This is a genomic window from Pseudomonas sp. S1_E05 (assembly GCF_056337105.1).
Map to the genome: position 1 here is coordinate 3,394,452 of NZ_JBFRHM010000001.1, position 17,033 is coordinate 3,411,484.

The 17,033-nt window shown below is 60.4% G+C and carries 13 protein-coding genes, 2 tRNA genes and 1 pseudogene; 12 read left to right on the forward strand and 4 right to left on the reverse strand.

What is annotated here, in order from left to right:
• The first annotated feature begins 80 nt into the window (after positions 1–80).
• Positions 81–2,567, forward strand: a complete 2,487-nt coding sequence (locus AB4N33_RS15740) for a ligase-associated DNA damage response DEXH box helicase (protein ID WP_476457708.1) — start codon at positions 81–83, stop codon at positions 2,565–2,567.
• Positions 2,567–3,232, forward strand: a complete 666-nt coding sequence (pdeM, locus tag AB4N33_RS15745; protein ID WP_476457709.1) for a ligase-associated DNA damage response endonuclease PdeM — start codon at positions 2,567–2,569, stop codon at positions 3,230–3,232. The genes AB4N33_RS15740 and pdeM overlap by 1 nt, the downstream gene beginning before the upstream one ends.
• Positions 3,233–3,326: 94 nt before the next feature.
• Here pdeM and AB4N33_RS15750 read toward each other — a convergent pair whose 3' ends face one another.
• Positions 3,327–3,536, reverse strand: coding sequence for a hypothetical protein (locus AB4N33_RS15750; protein WP_017336784.1), 210 nt, complete (start codon positions 3,534–3,536; stop codon positions 3,327–3,329).
• 103 nt (positions 3,537–3,639) lie between these two features.
• Positions 3,640–4,206, reverse strand: coding sequence for a dCTP deaminase (dcd, locus tag AB4N33_RS15755; RefSeq protein WP_192302454.1), 567 nt, complete (start codon positions 4,204–4,206; stop codon positions 3,640–3,642).
• A gap of 352 nt (positions 4,207–4,558) precedes the next feature.
• Between dcd and AB4N33_RS15760 the strand changes: the two genes are divergently transcribed.
• Positions 4,559–4,768, forward strand: a complete 210-nt coding sequence (locus AB4N33_RS15760) for a cold-shock protein (protein ID WP_002554837.1) — start codon at positions 4,559–4,561, stop codon at positions 4,766–4,768.
• Between the two features lie 118 nt (positions 4,769–4,886).
• Here AB4N33_RS15760 and AB4N33_RS15765 read toward each other — a convergent pair whose 3' ends face one another.
• Positions 4,887–5,894 carry a DUF481 domain-containing protein gene (locus AB4N33_RS15765; RefSeq protein WP_460117432.1) on the reverse strand — a complete coding sequence of 336 codons (1,008 nt, stop codon included), beginning with the start codon at positions 5,892–5,894 and terminating at the stop codon, positions 4,887–4,889.
• A 163-nt stretch (positions 5,895–6,057) separates the two neighbouring features.
• On the opposite strand from AB4N33_RS15765, the gene AB4N33_RS15770 reads away from it, so the two are divergent.
• From AB4N33_RS15770 to AB4N33_RS15785, 4 genes and pseudogenes are all read left to right on the forward strand, one after another.
• Positions 6,058–6,411 (forward strand): MGMT family protein, encoded by a 354-nt coding sequence (locus tag AB4N33_RS15770; protein ID WP_476457710.1) that lies wholly within the window; start codon positions 6,058–6,060, stop codon positions 6,409–6,411.
• 42 nt (positions 6,412–6,453) lie between these two features.
• Positions 6,454–8,014: pseudogene (locus tag AB4N33_RS15775) on the forward strand (AmpG family muropeptide MFS transporter).
• 143 nt (positions 8,015–8,157) lie between these two features.
• On the forward strand, positions 8,158–9,873 hold the full coding sequence (locus tag AB4N33_RS15780; protein ID WP_476457711.1) for a proline--tRNA ligase: 1,716 nt from the start codon (positions 8,158–8,160) through the stop codon (positions 9,871–9,873).
• Positions 9,874–9,890: 17 nt separating this feature from the next.
• Positions 9,891–10,844, forward strand: coding sequence for a hypothetical protein (locus AB4N33_RS15785; protein ID WP_460117440.1), 954 nt, complete (start codon positions 9,891–9,893; stop codon positions 10,842–10,844).
• A gap of 100 nt (positions 10,845–10,944) precedes the next feature.
• Here the strand turns inward: AB4N33_RS15785 and dinB are convergent, their stop codons facing one another.
• Complete coding sequence (dinB, locus tag AB4N33_RS15790) at positions 10,945–12,006, reverse strand: DNA polymerase IV (RefSeq protein WP_476457712.1); 1,062 nt, start codon at positions 12,004–12,006, stop codon at positions 10,945–10,947.
• Between the two features lie 301 nt (positions 12,007–12,307).
• Here dinB and AB4N33_RS15795 point away from each other — a divergent pair.
• The 5 genes from AB4N33_RS15795 (at position 12,308) to AB4N33_RS15815 (ending at position 16,863) form a co-directional block, all read left to right on the forward strand.
• Positions 12,308–12,384, forward strand: a tRNA-Met gene (locus tag AB4N33_RS15795).
• A gap of 194 nt (positions 12,385–12,578) precedes the next feature.
• Positions 12,579–12,655, forward strand: a tRNA-Met gene (locus AB4N33_RS15800).
• A gap of 35 nt (positions 12,656–12,690) precedes the next feature.
• On the forward strand, positions 12,691–12,951 hold the full coding sequence (locus AB4N33_RS15805) for a hypothetical protein (protein ID WP_476457713.1): 261 nt from the start codon (positions 12,691–12,693) through the stop codon (positions 12,949–12,951).
• Positions 12,932–15,574, forward strand: a complete 2,643-nt coding sequence (mprF, locus tag AB4N33_RS15810) for a bifunctional lysylphosphatidylglycerol flippase/synthetase MprF (protein WP_476457714.1) — start codon at positions 12,932–12,934, stop codon at positions 15,572–15,574. The genes AB4N33_RS15805 and mprF overlap by 20 nt, the downstream gene beginning before the upstream one ends.
• Positions 15,574–16,863, forward strand: coding sequence for a virulence factor family protein (locus tag AB4N33_RS15815; RefSeq protein ID WP_460117448.1), 1,290 nt, complete (start codon positions 15,574–15,576; stop codon positions 16,861–16,863). Before mprF ends, AB4N33_RS15815 begins: the two co-directional genes overlap by 1 nt.
• Positions 16,864–17,033: the final 170 nt, after the last annotated feature.

Consider the following 17,033-nt stretch of genomic DNA (forward strand, 5'->3'; position numbering starts at 1 on the left):
GCCTCATCACAACTTTAGTAGAACCACCCTCCACCCCCCGCGGTCTCTGAAAGAACACCTTCAGAGCACACGCCGCCGGCATGGGAACCTCCCCCGACTACGCAAAGCACTGGTTCACTACTCGCGGCTGGAAGCCTTTCGCCTTTCAGAAACAAGTGTGGGCCGCCGTCAAACAGGGCCAGTCGGGATTGCTGCACGCCAGCACCGGCGCCGGTAAAACCTACGCAGTGTGGTTCGCCGCGCTCAACCGATTCGCCTCTGCCCTCGCTGCCGTGGAAAAACCCCGTAAACGCAAACCACCGGCCGAACCGCTGACGGTACTGTGGATCACGCCCATGCGCGCTCTGGCCGCCGACACCGCCCGGGCACTGGAAGCGCCGCTGGCGGATTTGCAGATTGCATGGAGCGTCGGCCTGCGCACAGGCGATACCAGCAGCAGTGAACGTGCACGCCAGAGCCGGCGCCTGCCCACTGTGCTGATTACCACACCGGAAAGCCTCACGCTGATGCTGGCCCGCGCTGACTCGCACACCGCCTTATCGACCTTGCGCATGGTCGTGGTTGACGAGTGGCACGAATTGCTCGGCAACAAGCGCGGCGTTCAGTTGCAACTGGCTCTCGCCCGTCTGCGGCGGTGGAACCCGCAACTGATCGTGTGGGGCATTTCCGCGACGCTCGGCAATCAGGCCCACGCCGAACAGGTTTTGATCCCACAGGGTGGCGGGGTCAGCGTGCAGGGCCAGAGCAGCAAGACGTTGCAGGTCGACACCCTCTTGCCGCCCGCCATCGAGCGCTTCCCCTGGGCCGGCCACATTGGCTTGAAGATGTTGCCCCAAGTCGTGGTAGAGGTTGAATCGAGCCCGAGCAGCCTGGTGTTCACCAACACCCGCGCGCAATCGGAGATCTGGTACCAGGCGCTCTTGGACGCACGACCGGATTGGGCCGGGTTGATTGCCCTGCATCACAGCTCGTTGTCACGGGAGACCCGCGACTGGGTGGAGCGGGCACTCAAGGACGGTCAGCTCAAAGCCGTGGTCTGCACCTCCAGCCTGGACCTGGGTGTAGATTTTTTACCGGTAGAACGGGTGCTGCAAATCGGTTCCGCCAAAGGCGTGGCGCGCCTCATGCAGCGGGCGGGCCGCTCTGGCCATGCACCGGGGCGAGTGTCGCGGGTGACATTGGTGCCCACCCACAGCCTGGAACTGATAGAGGCCGCCGCGGCAAAGGACGCCGTCGCGCAGCGCCGCATCGAGCCTCGGGAATCGCCGTATAAACCACTGGATGTGCTGGTGCAACATCTGGTCAGCATGGCGCTGGGCGGTGGATTTCTGCCCGATGAGCTGTACGAAGAAGTTCGAACGGCCTGGGCTTACCGCGACCTCACCCGCGAAGATTGGGCGTGGGCGCTTGCGTTCGTACGTCACGGCGGGCTTTCCCTGACAGCCTATCCGGATTACCGCCGGGCCGAACCGGATGAACAGGGCGTCTGGCGTGTACCGGATGCGCGACTGGCTCGGCGCCATCGCATGAGCATCGGCACGATTGTCAGCGACGCGAGCATCCATCTGAAGTTCTGGAGCAAGGGCGGTGGCGGCAAGCAACTGGGCAGCGTGGAGGAAGGTTTCATCGCCCGGCTCAAACCCGGTGACGGCTTTCTCTTTGCCGGACGCCTGCTGGAACTGGTCCGTGTGGAAAACATGACCGCCTACGTCAAGCGCAGCACGGTGAAGAAAGCCGCGGTGCCGCGCTGGAACGGTGGGCGCATGCCGCTTTCCAACGAACTGGCGCAGGCGGTGGTCGCACGCTTCAGTGCTGCGGCGCAAGGCGAGTTCAGTGGCCCGGAAATGCAGGCATTGCGACCACTGCTGGAGGTGCAACAACGCTGGTCAGGATTGCCGACTACAAATAGTCTGCTGGCCGAAACCCTGAAATCACGCGAAGGCTGGCACCTGTTTCTCTACCCCTTTGCCGGACGCCAGGTACACCTGGGGCTGGCCAGTCTTCTGGCGTGGCGCGTCAGCCAGCAGCAGCCCGTGACGTTTTCCATTGCGGTCAATGATTACGGACTGGAGCTGCTGAGCGCGACCTATGTGGAATGGTCACGTGTCCTTGATTCGTCCCTGCTCAGTCCCGACCATTTGCTGCACGACGTGCTTGCGAGCCTGAACGCCGGTGAGCTGGCGCTGCGGCGATTTCGCGAGATCGCGCGGATAGCCGGGCTGGTGTTCGCCGGCTATCCCGGTGCGCCCAAGAGCACGCGTCAGGTCCAGGCTTCCAGCGGCTTGTTCTATGAAGTGTTCAAGCAATACGACTCAGGCAACCTGTTGCTGGCGCAAGCCGGGGAAGAAGTGCTGCGCAATGAACTGGATATCGACCGCCTGGAACAGACGCTGACGCACATCAGTCGCCTGCGACTCGATGTGCATGCAGTCAAACGCCCCACGCCCCTCGGCTTCCCTCTGCTGGTGGAACGCATGCGCGAGAGCATGAGCTCGGAAAAACTCGCTGACCGCATAAGACGCATGGTCAGCGACCTTGAGAAAACTGCCGAGACCGGAAAAGCCTGATGAACACGCCCTACCCCGTACGACTGGCTGGCGAGGAACTATGGTTGCTGCCGGAAAAAGCCCTGTACTGGCCGGCACAGGAGGCGTTGCTGATTGCCGACGTCCACTTCGGCAAGGCCGCCGCCTATCGCAGCCTCGGCCAGCCGGTGCCAAAGGGCACCACTTCAAGCAACATCGCCGTGCTCGATGCGCTCCTGGCCGCCCTGCCGTGTCGCCAGTTGATTTTCCTCGGGGATTTCCTCCACGGCCCCGGCTCCCATGCCGACGCCACACTCAGCGCCCTGGCCCTGTGGCGCGCACGACACCGCGACCTGCCGATGACGTTGATTCGCGGCAACCACGACAAACGGGCGGGCGACCCACCGGCTTCACTGGACATTCGCGTGGTGCCGGAGCCGATGTTGTTGGGACCGTTTGCCCTGCAACATGAGCCCACACCCCATCCCCAACGGCATGTGCTGGCCGGTCATGTGCATCCGGTGTATCGACTCCAGGGACGTGGCCGACAGCGCTTGCGACTGGCGTGCTTCAGGTTTGGCGAATGCGTCAGCCTGCTGCCCGCGTTTGGCGCCTTTACCGGGGGTTATCAGGTGGAGCGGGATGAGCGGAGTCGAATATTCGTTATCGGCGATAACGAGATATGGCCCGTCGGTGACTCTCTGTAGGAGCGAGCTTGCTCGCGATAGCGATATGTCAGAAGTATCCACGCTGACTGACACTCCGCTATCGCGAGCAAGCTCGCTCCCACAGGGGGCGCGGCTACGCCACAGGCGCAGGCGGCGGCTCATCCGGCAGTGTTGGCTCACCCGGTTCAGTGGGTTGTTCATTGGGTGTGTCGGGGTCAGGCTGACCGGGGATGCCCCCTGCCATGCTGATCGGAGGATGTGCCAATAAGGACCAGGCCAAAACGCCAACCTGATTGGGCTCAAGCCTTGCCAGTTCGGCACTTATTCGCGGATCGATCTTCATAGAGCACTCCTGAGCAAAGGCCCGGCGCACTGTGCGAGCGCCGGGCAGTACACCCAATAGAGTGTCTACCCGCTCAGGAATTCCCGCGAACTGGACGAAAGGATCAGGTGCGCGGCAGGGTTACACCGCGTTGGCCCTGATATTTGCCGCCACGGTCCTTGTACGAAACTTCGCATTCTTCGTCGGATTCAAGGAACAACATCTGCGCCACACCTTCGTTGGCGTAAATTTTCGCCGGCAGGTTGGTGGTGTTCGAGAACTCGAGGGTTACGTGACCTTCCCACTCCGGTTCCAGCGGGGTGACGTTGACGATGATGCCGCAGCGGGCATAGGTGCTCTTGCCCAGGCAGATGGTCAATACGTTGCGCGGGATGCGGAAGTATTCGACGGTGCTGGCCAGCGCGAAGGAGTTCGGCGGGATGATGCAGACATCGCTTTCGATGTCGACAAAGCTGCCGGCGTCGAAGTTCTTCGGGTCGACGATGGCCGAGTTGATGTTGGTGAACACCTTGAATTTATTGGTGCAGCGCACATCGTAGCCATAGCTGGACACGCCGAAGGAGATCACCCGACTGTCGCTCTCGCCGCGCACCTGGCGCTCGACGAAAGGCTCGATCATGTTGTGTTCCTGCGCCATGCGGCGAATCCACTTGTCCGATTTGATGCTCATGGCGATGTCCTGAAATAGCGAGGGTGAAAAATCTGTCCGGCATCTTACCGGGGCCGCGCCCCGGGTTCAAAGTCCGGGCGCAATTCTCGGCGATCCAGTGCAAAAGTGGGGGCATTACGCCATTGCGGCGCACCGTCAGTCACGAAAACCCAGAAACCTTCGCAAGAAGCATTGGCACGTTCCAGAAAAAGGGTTAAGGTGGCGCCACTGTGCTGCTTGTGTCACTGAGAATCTCTACACGATATGTTGAATTTCGATCCAACCATCTACAAGAATTTTTCCTGCTCTTTGCACTCAGTCTCGACCAGGGTTCTTCCTGAGTCGCAGTTATCTTTGTTCAAGGAGTTACACCATGTCTAATCGCCAAACCGGTACCGTTAAGTGGTTCAACGATGAAAAAGGCTTCGGCTTCATCACTCCACAATCCGGTGACGACCTGTTCGTTCACTTCAAAGCTATCCAATCCGACGGCTTCAAAAGCCTGAAAGAAGGCCAACAGGTTTCTTTCATCGCTACCCGCGGTCAGAAAGGCATGCAAGCTGAAGAAGTACAAGTTATCTAACTTGTCCTTGCTTTAGTAAAAAGCCCCGCCCTCAAAAGCGGGGCTTTTTTGTGCTCGAGTGTTTTCGTCGGGCAAAAAAATCGCGACCATTGGGTCGCGATTTTTTTGTTTGAGTGGCCTACCAGGTCACGCCAAACCCTGCCGTGTAACGTGTCTTGTCCAGATCGGCGTCATTGGTGCCGTCGATGATGTCACGCTCGGCCTTGAGGTTGAGCGACGCCCAGTCCGTGACCTTGTAGCGCAGGCCCATTTCGGCATCCAGCGCGTATTCGGCCACGCCGGACAGAGGCTTGCCCACTTCGCCGTTGGTGAAGAACTCGACTTTCTTGCCAATCAGGTAGCGGTTGTAGTCCCACTTCATGGCCACGGAGTAGAAGTTCTCCTTGCTGCCATCATCAAATTGATAGTCGGTGCGGTTGATCAGCGAACCGAGCGAGAACGCACCCAGTTCATCATCCCAGAACTGGTAACCAGGACCTGTGCCGACGGTGCGCTGGCGCGACAGCTCTTCCACCTTGTCACGCTTGTAGACAAGTCTGCCCTGCCAGAACCATTTGTCGGTGAGGAAGCGATCCAGGGAGTATTCGGCGCGCCAGTTGTCCGTGGTCACCACGTCATCCTGGAACTCGCGGTTGTATTCGCCTTCGGCGATATGACGCCAACGGCCATGACGTGCGGTGGTCTTGAAGTCGATGTCGTAGTCATCGGTGTCTTTTTCGGCACGCTGGTAATCCAGCGCCGCGTCGATGTTGCCCTTCCACACCAGGTCCTCGACAACCGGCTTGGGCTTGAGGATTTGCTGGATACTCGCCAATTCAACGGTCTTTGGTCCGTCGCCATTGGCGAGGGTAACCTTGCCGTCTTCCGCCGACTTCAGCGACTTGGCTTTCTCGCCGGTGTAGGCGTCCTGCTTGACCAGCAATTGCTGATCGCTCTCCAGGGTTTTCACCTGTTTCCAGTCGATCGGCACCGCTCCGGCGTACTCGGTCTGGATCAAGAGTTTGCCGCCATCGAACAAGGTGATCTTGCCGCTCAGCTTGTCACCGTTCTTTAACCAGACGGTATCGGCGAGCAGGGGTGTGGAAGCACCGAGGACAGCGAGGCACAGCAGAGTTCTGGAAACCATAAGCAAAATAAAGGCTCAAGTTTGCGAAAAAAGTCGGCATTATCCGCAGGGATAAGACCCTAGCAACGACTGACCCGACGTTTTCTATTGAGTTCATTTCTCAATTGCCGATCAGCGCATTACCCTACGAACGGTGATGTGAATCTTTTTCAGGAAGCACGACGTGGCCGAACCCACCGCCGAAACCGAAAGCGCTGCGCAAATCCGACGCACGGCGCTCTATCTGACCCTGGCGCAAGTCCCGGAGGGCAAAGTGGTGAGTTATGGTCAGCTTGCCGAGCTGGCGGGGCTGGGACGCGCGGCGCGCTGGGTCGGCCGGACCTTGAGCCAACTGCCCGCAGACACCAAGCTACCCTGGCACCGGGTGATGGGCGCGGGCGGCCGGATCAGCCTTCCTGCGGGCAGCCCTTCAGGTGATGAACAGCGGGCACGATTACGCGACGAAGGCATCAGTGTCCTGAATAATCGTGTTGATATTCAGCGTCATGGCTGGCGCCCGGTAGAGCACAGCGGTTAGAGTGCGCGCTTTGTTTCCGAATTTTGAGGCAGACTTCAGCCCATGCCCCGTAAAACCTGGCGCGCCGCGCTTGCTGCCTATGCCAGCCCTTCGACACTTGTGCTGCTGTTGCTTGGTTTCGCCGCCGGCCTGCCTTACATGCTGGTGTTTTCGACGCTGTCGGTCTGGTTGCGTGAAGCCGGTGTGGCTCGCGAAACCATCGGCTATGCAAGCCTGATTGGCCTGGCCTACGCCTTCAAATGGGTCTGGTCGCCGCTCCTCGACCAATGGCGCCTGCCGCTGCTCGGCAAACTCGGCCGTCGACGCTCGTGGCTGGTGCTCTCGCAAGCGCTGGTGATCCTGGGTCTGATCGGCATGGGATTCTGCGACCCACAAAAACACCTCTCCTGGTTGATCGCCATCGCAGTAGTCGTGGCCTTTGCCTCGGCGACGCAGGACATTGCAGTCGACGCCTATCGCCTGGAAATCGCCGATGACAGCCGCCAGGCTGCGCTCGCTGCCAGCTACATGTCCGGTTATCGAGTGGCGGCACTGCTGGCTACGGCCGGTGCGCTGTACTTTGCCGAGGGTTTTGGCTCCACGGGCTTCAATTACAAGCACTCGGCATGGGCCGGCACTTACCTGCTGTTTGGCGCACTGATGGTGCCGGCGCTTTTGACCTCGCTGTTCATGCGCGAGCCGCCGGTGCCGTTACGCACACAACTTCAGGCCGGGCGCTACAGCTTCGTGCATCAACTGGCCTCGGTCTTCGTGTTGATCGTGCTGCTGGTTTCCGTGCCGGCAACCTTTACGCAGCTGTACAACACAGACTTCGCCAGTGTGCTGTTCGGCGGTGTCAGCGTGCTCGACCTGCTGCTCGAAGATCGCGCGTTCCTGCGTGCCATCCTCTACATCACGCTCACCGCCCTGTGCCTGTCATCCATGGGACGCCGTGGCCCTCGCGCCGGTACTGACGCCGGTCAACGACTTCATCCTGCGCTACCGCTGGCAAGCGCTGCTGCTGCTCGGGCTGATCGCCACGTATCGGATGTCGGACACGGTCATGGGCGTGATGGCCAACGTTTTCTACATCGACCAGGGTTTCACCAAGGATCAGATCGCCAGCGTCAGCAAGATCTTCGGCCTGATCATGACCCTCGTCGGCGCCGGCATGGGCGGCCTGCTGATCGTGCGATTCGGCATCCTGCCGATCCTGTTCATCGGCGGCGCTGCGTCAGCGGCGACCAACCTGCTGTTTCTGATGCTCGCCGACATGGGCGCCAACCTGAACATGCTGATCGTGACCATTTCCCTGGACAATTTCAGCTCGGGCCTGGCGACGTCGGCATTCGTCGCCTACCTGTCGAGCTTGACCAACCTCAAGTTCTCCGCCACTCAATACGCCTTGCTCAGCTCTATCATGTTGCTGTTGCCGCGCCTGATCGGTGGTTACTCAGGGGTCATGGTGGAAAAGTTCGGTTATCACAATTTCTTCCTGATCACCGCGCTGCTCGGTGTTCCGACGCTGGTTTTGATTGCCCTGCACTGGTTCCAGGAGAGCCGCCGCGAAGGTCCGACACCTACGCCCGAGCCCGCCCCCACGCAAGTCGCAGAAGAATCCTGAGGCTTATACGCAACAAGCATTGCAACGGGCGCGCAGATTCCCGGCCGCCCGCCATGCCAGCGACCGTACGCCTGTACGTCAGCGGAACACGCCCGTACAATGCCCCGTCATTTCTCGTCATCAGCAATCGATAGCGGCCAACCATGCGCACCAGTCAATTTTTGCTTGCCACACAGAAAGAAACGCCTTCCGATGCGGTCGTGATCAGCCATCAGCTGATGCTGCGCGCTGGCATGATCCGCAAACTCGCCTCCGGCCTGTACACCTGGCTGCCGATGGGCTTGCGAGTGATGCGCAAGGTCGAAGCCATCGTGCGCGAAGAAATGGACGCAGCAGGCTCTCTGGAAGTGTTGATGCCGAGCACCCAACCGGCTGAGCTGTGGCAGGAATCCGGTCGTTGGGAAGAATACGGCCCCGAACTGCTGCGCTTCAAGGATCGCCACGGTCGTGACTTTTGCGCCGGCCCGACCCACGAAGAAGTGATCACCGACCTGATGCGCAACGAGTTGAGCAGCTACAAGCAGCTGCCGATCAACTTGTATCAGATCCAGACCAAATTCCGTGACGAAATCCGTCCACGCTTTGGTTTGATGCGCGGCCGCGAATTCATCATGAAGGATGCCTATTCGTTCCACGCAGACCTGGCGTCGCTGCAGGTCACCTATGACCGCATGCACCAGGCCTACTGCAACGTGTTCACGCGCCTGGGCCTGAAATTCCGTCCGGTTGAAGCGGACAACGGTTCCATCGGCGGCGCCGGCTCCCATGAGTTCCACGTGCTGGCCGAGTCCGGCGAAGACGACATCGTGTTCAGCAACGGTTCCGACTACGCGGCGAACATCGAAAAAGCCGAGGCCGTGCCACGGGAAACATCCCGCCCAGCGCCAGCCGAAGAGCTGCGTCTGGTGGACACCCCGGACACCAAGACCATTGCCGCACTGGTGGAAAAATTCAATCTGCCGATTGAAAAGACCATCAAGACCTTGATCGTGCACGCCGAAGAAGAAGGCAAGCTGATCGCGCTGATCATCCGCGGCGATCACGAACTCAACGAAATCAAGGCCGCCAACCAACCAGGCGTGGCCAGCCCGCTGGTCATGGCCAGCGATGCCGAACTGCGTGACGCCATTGGCGCCGGCGCCGGCTCGCTCGGCCCGTTGAACCTGCCACTGCCGATCATCATCGACCGCTCCGTCGAGTTGATGAGCGATTTCGGTATTGGCGCGAACATCGACGACAAGCACTACTTCGGCGTGAACTGGGAGCGCGACCTGCCGGTTCCGACCGTGGCCGACCTGCGCAACGTGGTCAGCGGTGACCCAAGCCCGGACGGCAAGGGCACCCTGGAAATCAAGCGCGGCATCGAAGTCGGACATATCTTCCAGCTGGGCAACAAGTACAGCCAGGCGATGAAGTGCGAAGTGCTGGGCGAGAACGGCAAGCCGGTGACCCTGGAAATGGGCTGCTACGGCATCGGCGTATCCCGCGTTGTCGCCGCCGCCATCGAGCAGAACAACGATGACAAAGGGATCATCTGGAGCGACGCCCTGGCGCCGTTCCAGATCGCCCTGGTACCGCTGCGCTACGAAACAGAGCAGGTTCGCGAAGCCACCGACACGTTGTACGCGCAACTGACCGCCGCCGGCTTCGAAGTGCTGCTGGACGACCGCGACAAAAAAACCAGCCCGGGCATCAAGTTCGCGGACATGGAGCTGATCGGCATTCCTCACCGGATCGTGGTCAGTGACCGCGGTCTCGCCGAAGGCAACCTGGAATACAAGAGCCGTACCGAGGCCGAGCCGCAAGCGCTGCCGGTCGCTGACGTGCTGTCGTTCCTTCAGGCCCGTATCCGCCGCTGAAACCAGATAGAGACGTCATGTTCAAGCGAAACACCTTAGGCCTCGGTGGCGCCGCCCTGTGCGGCGCCCTGCTGGTCAGCGGCTGTGCCAACCACATGTCGCAACGCAGCGAGCACGAGGAACGTGTCGAGCGCAAACTGCTCGACCACCGCCTGCAGATCGATGTCGGTGAGCCCAAGGTGCTTGAGCTGCCGCAACGCCGGGTGAAGATCCACGAGCAAAAGACCTTCGAAGTCACCGAGTTCGAAGTGACGCGGCGTTACGATCGCTACACGCCTTACCAGCCCTGGCGGGAAGTCTACGAGATTCCGTTGGGCGCGGTGGCTGTGGTGGCCGGCGTCGGCGCGAACGTGGTCAACGTGTTCGCCCTCGGCAACCTGCCTGATAGTGTTACCAAGGACTGGTTCAGCTACGGCATCGCCGGGCTCAACCCGTTCATGAATGCGCCGTCCCATGGCCGGGCGCAGCAGAACCTCGCCGGCATCGACGAAGTCCAGCGCGACAAGCGCACCGAGTACTCGAGCCTGCCGTGGAGCGAGCGCCCCGTTGAGGTCAAGGCGGGCAAGGAAACGTTCGAGCTCAGTACCGACAAGAACGGCGTATTGCGCCTGAACCTGCTGGACAGCCCGTTCGCCGAGCGCGACATCAATCACCTGACGCGCTTGCTGATCAGCGTCGAAGACAGCCAGGACGACGTCCACACCGACTCGTCTCTGGCTGTCAGCAGTTCGCTGCGCGGCAAGCTGCTGGAAGCCCACGGGCTGATTTACGACGACCTCGAAGACGGTGAAGTGAGCCAGTGGGTGCACCGGGTCAAGCGCCTGTCGGAGCTGGGCCTGGAAGAAGAAGCCAGCGAGCTGGAGCAGAGCCTGATTGAACTGACGCGCAACGATCCCGAATTGCAGACCGAGTTCATGAAGTCACTGGCCAGGGATGGTGGGCGGTTGGTGGCGGATCCTGGGGTTAACTAACCCCTAAAAAACATCGCGGGCAAGCCCGCTCCTACAGGAGATCGGTGAAACCTGCAGGAGCGGGCTTGCCCGCGATCAGGCCCCGAAGAGCACCGCAAATCTACCGTTCAAACAACTCCATCTGCTCGAACCCGCCCCGCAAATCCTCCAGCCGCACTCCAATCCCCAACAACCGCACGGGCTTGCCACCGCGATTGAATGCCTGGGTCAGCAACAGCTGAAAACTGCCCAGGTCCCGCCCTGCCCCGGCCTGTTCCATGGTGGTCTGAGTGAAGTCATGAAACTTCACTTTGACGAACGGCTTGCCCGGTCGATAGCTGTTGTCGATCCGCGCCATGCGTCCGGCCAGTGTTTCCATCAATTCGGGCAATTTGGCCAGGCAGCTCTTAAGATCCGGCAAGTCTGTGTCGTAGGTGTTTTCGACGCTGATCGACTGACGCCGATTGTCGTTGTGTACCAACCGCTCATCAATCCCTCGGGCAAGGCTCCACAGTCGCTCGCCAAAACTGCCGAATTCGCGCACCAGGGCCAACTTGTCCCATTCGCGCAGTTGAGAACAATCGACAATACCCAGGCGGCTCAGTTTTTCGGCGGTCACTTTACCGACGCCGTGCAACTTGCTGACGGGCAATCCACTGACAAAGTCATCGACCTGATCGGGTGTGATGACGAACAAGCCATTGGGTTTCTTCCAGTCGCTGGCAATCTTGGCCAAAAACTTGTTGGGCGCAACGCCCGCCGAGACCGTGATGTGCAACTGGTTGGAAACCCGTCGACGAATGTCCTGGGCGATACGCGTGGCACTGCCATTGAAGTGGGCGCTGTCGGACACGTCCAGATAAGCCTCATCCAGGGAAAGCGGTTCGATCAGATCGGTGTAAACGCGAAAGATCGTGTGAATTTCCTTCGACGCTTCCCGGTAGGCGTCCATACGGGGCTTGACGATAGTCAGGTCCGGACACAGCTTCAGCGCATGTCCGGACGACATGGCCGAGCGCACGCCATAGGCCCGGGCCTCATAGTTGCAAGTGGCAATCACCCCGCGCCGATCCGCCGAGCCACCCACCGCCAGGGGTTTGCCGGCCAGGCGCGGATCGTCACGCATCTCGATGGCGGCGTAGAAGCAGTCACAATCGACGTGGATGATTTTTCGCTGAGTCATGGAAAAGCAGTGTTCATGGCGGAGAAAAGAAGACAAGGCCTCACGGGCTGGCAGTATCTCACCGACAACTGTATATAGCACCAGTAGTCTGAATGTTCTTTCTGATCGGTGGGAAAATTCGCAGATGAATTTATTTTTTCAATCAAAAGATCGCCACCAATAGAGCTGAAACCCTTGCTCCTGCGGCCCCTGCGCCCTTTATACCGTTTACCAGCCAAGCTAACCAATTGAACCAAAAAGGGTTTTTTACTGCTTGAGGGTTGACACACCCGCGTTCCTCTGTAGAATGCCGCCTCACAGACGCGGGATGGAGCAGCCTGGTAGCTCGTCGGGCTCATAACCCGAAGGTCGTCGGTTCAAATCCGGCTCCCGCAACCAAACATCAAAAAAGGTCATTCGAAAGAATGGCCTTTTTTGTGCGCGCCTGTTTTCTGCTCTACACGATAAATCGTTCTGATTCCGAAACTTAAGCCAGCCCTGCGACCGTTTGCCGCTTTTCAGCACTTATTTGACTCAGCGGCATATTAACGGTTGACACCCTGTCGTTCTTCTATAGAATGCCGCCTCACAGACGCGGGATGGAGCAGCCTGGTAGCTCGTCGGGCTCATAACCCGAAGGTCGTCGGTTCAAATCCGGCTCCCGCAACCAACATCAAGAAAGGCCACTCGAAAGAGTGGCCTTTTTTGTGTCTGTTGAAAAAGTCCTTTCGCAACAATGACCTGTCATTCTTCTATGATGCGCTCACCGATAACGCCCTGCCGGGATCAGGCTATCCTGATGTGCAGGTCCAACGTGTAAGCCAGATGACACGCCATCGCCGAACAGCGGTGAGAAGCGTTAAAATTTGTGATTATTTTTTTCTACAGGGATTGGTTACTTGGCTGGATACCCCCATCCTGTCGCGCACAATCCAAGAGGTGATTGATGCGCGCCAACTCGTCTGATCCACAAGACCCCGTCACCGCGACACAACCTATCAAGGCCGAGCGTTTGCGCCTGCTTGATCTGGTCAGCAAGTATCGTCAGCCGATCGGCCTGGCGATCACCTTGCTGTTGTTCGCGATCGCGCTGATTGCCTGTCGCCACCTGCTGAGCGAACTCGATCTATACGCTCTGCACGATTCGATTCTCGATATCCCCAAACCTGCTTTACTGGGTGCATTCGCGGCGACTGCGGTGGGCTTCGTGATTCTGCTGGGTTACGAATGGTCGGCCAGCCGATATGCCGGTGTGACGCTGGCACCACGCATCCTTGCGCTGGGCGGCTTCACGGCCTTCGCCATCGGCAACGCCATCGGCCTGTCGATGCTCTCCGGCGGCTCGGTCCGCTATCGGTTGTACGCGCGTCATGGCCTGGGCGCGGCAGATGTCGCGCGCATGACGCTGTTTGCCAGTCTTTCTCTCGGCTGCGCGTTACCACCGCTGGCAGCATTGGCCACATTGAGCAACCTGTCAGGCGCTTCCACGGCCCTGGGTCTGTCCCAGACTCTGCTCGGTTCGGTTGCCCTCGCGGTTCTGCTGCTCTTCTGCGTACTGGCCATTGGCGTTTATCGCCGTCGCCTTGCCGAGCAACCTTTCAGGGACAGCCTGCTGGTCAAGATCGGCCGCCGTACGTTGCGCTTGCCCGGCCGTCGCCTGACCTTCCTGCAACTGGTCATTACCGCGCTCGACGTGGCCGCCGCCGCGACGGTGCTCTATCTGTTACTGCCGGAGGCGCCGCCTTTCGGTGCGTTCCTGCTGGTGTATCTGCTGGCACTCGCTGCCGGGGTACTCAGTCACGTCCCCGGCGGCGTTGGCGTGTTTGAGGCTATCCTGCTGGCCGCGTTCGCCGACAAACTCGGCGCCGCGCCGCTGGCCGCCGCCCTGCTGCTCTATCGCCTGATCTACGTGGTGTTGCCATTGCTGGTGGCGAGCCTTCTGCTGTTGATCAACGAAGGTCAGCGCCTGTTCCAGACCCGCCAGTCCTTGCGCGCAGCGTCTGGCCTGGCGGCCCCCATCCTCGCGGTGCTGGTATTTCTGTCTGGCGTGGTGCTCCTCTTCTCCGGCGTGACCCCGGAAATCGACACGCGCCTGGAACACATCGGTTTTCTGATCCCGCACAGACTGGTCGACGTTTCGCACTTCGGCGCCAGCCTGGTTGGGGTGCTATGCCTGTTGCTCGCCCAAGGCCTGCGGCGGCGTCTGTCCGCCGCGTGGATGCTGACCACCATTCTGTTGCTGGTGGGTGCGGTGCTGTCGCTACTCAAGGGCTTTGACTGGGAAGAAGCCAGCCTGATGACCCTGACGGCCGCACTGCTCGGTGTATTTCGCCGCTCCTTCTATCGCCCCAGTCGCTTGACCGAATTGCCGTTTTCACCGCTGTTTCTGGTGGCAAGTCTGTGCGTGCTCGGCGCTTCGATCTGGCTGCTGCTGTTCGCCTACCAGGACGTGCCCTACAGCCATCAACTGTGGTGGCAGTTCACCCTCGACGCCGATGCCCCCCGTGGTCTGCGATCGCTGCTTGGCGCCGCTGTGCTGCTGATGATCGTCTCCCTGACCTGGCTACTGCGCACCGCGCGACCGATCATTCACCTGCCGACGTCCGACGAACTGAAACGTGCACACAAAATCCTCATGGCCTCGGCCCAACCGGACGGCGGACTGGCGCTGACCGGTGACAAGGCGTTGCTGTTCCACCCCAACGACGAGGCGTTCCTGATGTACGCCCGTCGCGGGCGCAGCCTGGTGGCCCTGTACGACCCGATCGGCCCGACCCAGCAACGGGCGGAAATGATCTGGCAGTTCCGCGACCTGTGCGACCTGCACCACGCTCGTCCGGTGTTCTATCAGGTGCGTGCGGAGAACCTGCCGTACTACATGGACATCGGCCTGACCGCGATCAAGCTCGGTGAAGAAGCCCGGGTCGATCTGCAGCGCTTCGATCTCGAAGCCAAGGGCAAGGAGATGAAGGACCTGCGCTACACCTGGAACCGAGGCACACGCGACGGCCTGTCGTTGGAAATCTTCGAACCGGGCCAGGCGCCGATGGATGAGCTCAAGGTGATTTCCGATGCGTGGCTGACCGGCAAGAACGTGCGCGAGAAAGGGTTCTCCCTCGGTCGTTTCAGCGATGACTACCTCAAATATTTCCGCGTCGCGGTGATTCGCTTCGAAGGGCGCCCGGTGGCATTCGCCAACCTGCTCGAGACCTACGGCCATGACTTGGCCAGCCTTGACCTGATGCGTGCCCACCCCGACGCCCCCAAGCTGACCATGGAGTTCATGATGGTCGGCCTGATCCAACATTATAAGAGTCACGGATACGCGCGTTTCAGCCTGGGCATGGTTCCCCTGTCGGGGCTGCAACCCCGTCGCGGTGCACCGCTGACCCAGCGCCTGGGCTCGATGGTCTTCCGCCGTGGTGAGCAGCTCTACAATTTCCAAGGCTTGCGCCGCTTCAAAGACAAGTTCCAGCCTGACTGGGAACCCCGTTATATGGCCGTACCCGCCGGACTCGATCCGCTGGTAGCCTTGGCCGACACTGCCGCCCTGATTGCGGGCGGCTTGACTGGATTGGTGAAACGCTGATGATTCAACGCTCCTTGCGCTACGTTTTGGGCACCCTGATCGTGCTGGCCCTGATCCTCGGTGGCGGATACTGGTACCTCAAACGCCCGGCGCCAGAACCGACCCTCGAACAACTGACTGCGGCCGACGGGACCGTCCTGACCCGCGTCATCCCCGGCAACACGCCACGCGCACAAGTGCTGGTGGCGGTGACCGAAGAACAGAAACTCAACGACAAGCAACTGACCACGCTCAGCCGCAGCGGCTCGGCGCAGATCGTCCAGGTGATCCTGCCCAAGGAATGCCTGCTGCAAAGCCGCGCCCTGCAAACGGGACTGCGCGAGCTCAAGGGCCCAGCGACCCTGGTCAGCGGCATCGGCCCCGGCGCCGTGCTGGCCTGGCGCTGGTTGTCGGAACAGAAAGACGACAAGGCCCAGGCCGTTTCCGTTGATCTGGCGCTGGAAAAACCCGGCTGCACGCACCTGCTGCCGAAAAGTGCCTCCCACGGCCACTGGCTGGTGGCGTGGAACGACAACCCGGACGACGCGAGCGCGGGCTTCGTGCGCGATCAACCGAACGCAGAAACCAGCATCAGCGACTACGACATCAACCTGCCGCAAGTGCTGAACAACGAACTGCGCAAAATCCTCGTTGGCGGCGACAAGGAAGCCGGCGGCCTGCAGATCCCGGTGGTCGAAGTACCGGCCGGCCAGGCGAAAGACACCGTCACCCTGTTCCTTTCCGGCGACGGCGGCTGGCGCGACCTGGACCGCGACGTGGCCGGCGAAATGGCCAAGATCGGCTATCCGGTGGTCGGCATCGACACCCTGCGCTACTACTGGCAGCACAAGAGCCCGGAGCAAAGCGCCCTGGACTTGACCGAACTGATGCAGCACTACCGGCAGAAATGGGGCACCAAGCGCTTCATCCTGACTGGCTACTCCTTCGGCGCCGACGTCCTGCCCGCCATCTACAACCGCCTGCCGGAGTCGGAGCAGCAGCGCGTCGATGCAATCATCCTGCTGGCCTTCGCCCGCACCGGCAGCTTCGAAATCGAAGTCGAAGGCTGGCTCGGCAACGCTGGTAAAGAAGCCGCCACCGGCCCGGAAATGGCCAAGCTGCCGGCTGAAAAAGTGGTGTGCATCTACGGCGAAGAAGAAACCGACGAAAGCGGTTGCACCGACAAAACCGCCGTGGGCGAAGCGATCAAACTGCCTGGCGGCCACCACTTCGACGAAAACTACCCGAAACTGGCCCAACGCCTTGTCGACGTGATCGAGAAGCGCCAGACCAAGGTGGCCGAAGAGTAATCCGCCCCACCCCCTGTAGGAGCGAGCTTGCTCGCGATGATCGTCAACGATAACGAGGGCGACCTGACACCCCGCGGTGCCTGGGCCGTATCGCGAGCAAGCTCGCTCCTACAGAGGAACGTGCACAACAAAAAGCCCCCGCTTGCCAGCTCGGCAGCGGGGGCTTTTTG

Bases quoted from the DNA above. Each gene is read 5' to 3' on its own strand.
- AB4N33_RS15740 (WP_476457708.1), top strand. From the start codon at position 81: ATGGGAACCTCCCCCGACTACGCAAAGCACTGGTTCACTACTCGCGGC.
- pdeM (WP_476457709.1), top strand. From the start codon at position 2,567: ATGAACACGCCCTACCCCGTACGACTGGCTGGCGAGGAACTATGGTTG.
- AB4N33_RS15750 (WP_017336784.1), bottom strand. From the start codon at position 3,536: ATGAAGATCGATCCGCGAATAAGTGCCGAACTGGCAAGGCTTGAGCCC.
- dcd (WP_192302454.1), bottom strand. From the start codon at position 4,206: ATGAGCATCAAATCGGACAAGTGGATTCGCCGCATGGCGCAGGAACAC.
- AB4N33_RS15760 (WP_002554837.1), top strand. From the start codon at position 4,559: ATGTCTAATCGCCAAACCGGTACCGTTAAGTGGTTCAACGATGAAAAA.
- AB4N33_RS15765 (WP_460117432.1), bottom strand. From the start codon at position 5,894: ATGGTTTCCAGAACTCTGCTGTGCCTCGCTGTCCTCGGTGCTTCCACA.
- AB4N33_RS15780 (WP_476457711.1), top strand. From the start codon at position 8,158: ATGCGCACCAGTCAATTTTTGCTTGCCACACAGAAAGAAACGCCTTCC.
- AB4N33_RS15785 (WP_460117440.1), top strand. From the start codon at position 9,891: ATGTTCAAGCGAAACACCTTAGGCCTCGGTGGCGCCGCCCTGTGCGGC.
- dinB (WP_476457712.1), bottom strand. From the start codon at position 12,006: ATGACTCAGCGAAAAATCATCCACGTCGATTGTGACTGCTTCTACGCC.
- mprF (WP_476457714.1), top strand. From the start codon at position 12,932: ATGCGCGCCAACTCGTCTGATCCACAAGACCCCGTCACCGCGACACAA.
- AB4N33_RS15815 (WP_460117448.1), top strand. From the start codon at position 15,574: ATGATTCAACGCTCCTTGCGCTACGTTTTGGGCACCCTGATCGTGCTG.